The sequence below is a fragment of the Mesorhizobium sp. P5_C1 genome (genome assembly GCF_054049815.1).
In genome coordinates this window covers 1-1,025 of the sequence record NZ_JBFULQ010001097.1, presented here as the reverse complement: position 1 = coordinate 1,025, position 1,025 = coordinate 1, and the positions used below count along the sequence as shown (strand labels likewise).

Below are 1,025 nucleotides of genomic sequence, written 5' to 3'. Positions count from 1 at the left end.
GCGCCGAAGAGGCAGGTACGGCCCAAAACCAGCCGGGGCACGCCGCAGATCTGGGCAAGGGTCTGGCCCGCATCGGCCTACAAATCGCGACCGGCAAATCGCAAAGTCGCGCCGGCACAAGGGCGGCCGACACACAGAACCCGAATCCAGGTGCGAACATTGAAGCGCAGTTCAGACCCTTCCAGGCCCTGGTGAATGGCCCTGCAGGACACCGCCCAATCGATGCCCTGACCCAGAACTTCAGCAATATCTATCAGAGCCTGCAACTGGCGGCCGAAGTTCCTTCGCAGACGGAGCGCGTCAATACGAACCTGCAGCTGCAGATAGCCACCCTTCGCGCCAATGTCTCGCGTCTGCCCAAGCAACTTGGCCGGATGGTCAACGCAACGGCGGATGAGTTTGAAGGCAACGTCGCCGAAACCTCGGTGGCAAACTTGAACCAGATGCTCGACCAGACGGTGACGGCTCCCTGTGAGGCGGCGATCAACGGCCGGTATCCCTTCGCCGGCGACGGCACCGAGGATGTTGCCATGGCGGATTTCGCGAAACTGTTCGCGCCGGGCGGGCTGATGGACCGGTTCTTCGCACAAAACCTCGCATCGCTCATCGACATGACCGGCCAGGACTGGAGCTGGAAACAGGATGCGCGCTTTGGACGCGACCTGTCGAAATCGACCCTGAAAGACTTCCAGCTGGCGGCGGACATCCGCAGCGCCTTCTTTCCATCGGGCGGTTCAGTGCCCTTGGTCAGCGTCACCTTCACCCCATTCTCGCTGCATGGCGACGCCGATACGGCGATACTCGATGTCGATGGTCAGATCGTCCAGAGCAACCAGACAGGTAACGCGCCAAGCACCGTGACCTGGCCGATCGGTACATCGTCCGCGTCCGCCAGTCTAAGCCTGACGCCGGAAATGCCAGGCCGCGAATCCGCCATCAAGTTCGAAGGGCCGTGGGCGCTGAAGCGGCTTCTGGACAAGGCTGCCGTCATCGGCAGCGACAGCAATATGCAGGCACGCTTCGTG

At 62.0% G+C, this 1,025-nt stretch carries 1 protein-coding gene; it reads left to right on the top strand.

The annotated features are described in order from the left end of the window. A partial coding sequence (locus ACXJ7R_RS34130; RefSeq protein WP_457155638.1) for a type VI secretion IcmF C-terminal domain-containing protein occupies positions 1-1,025 on the top strand: 1,025 nt, incomplete at both ends.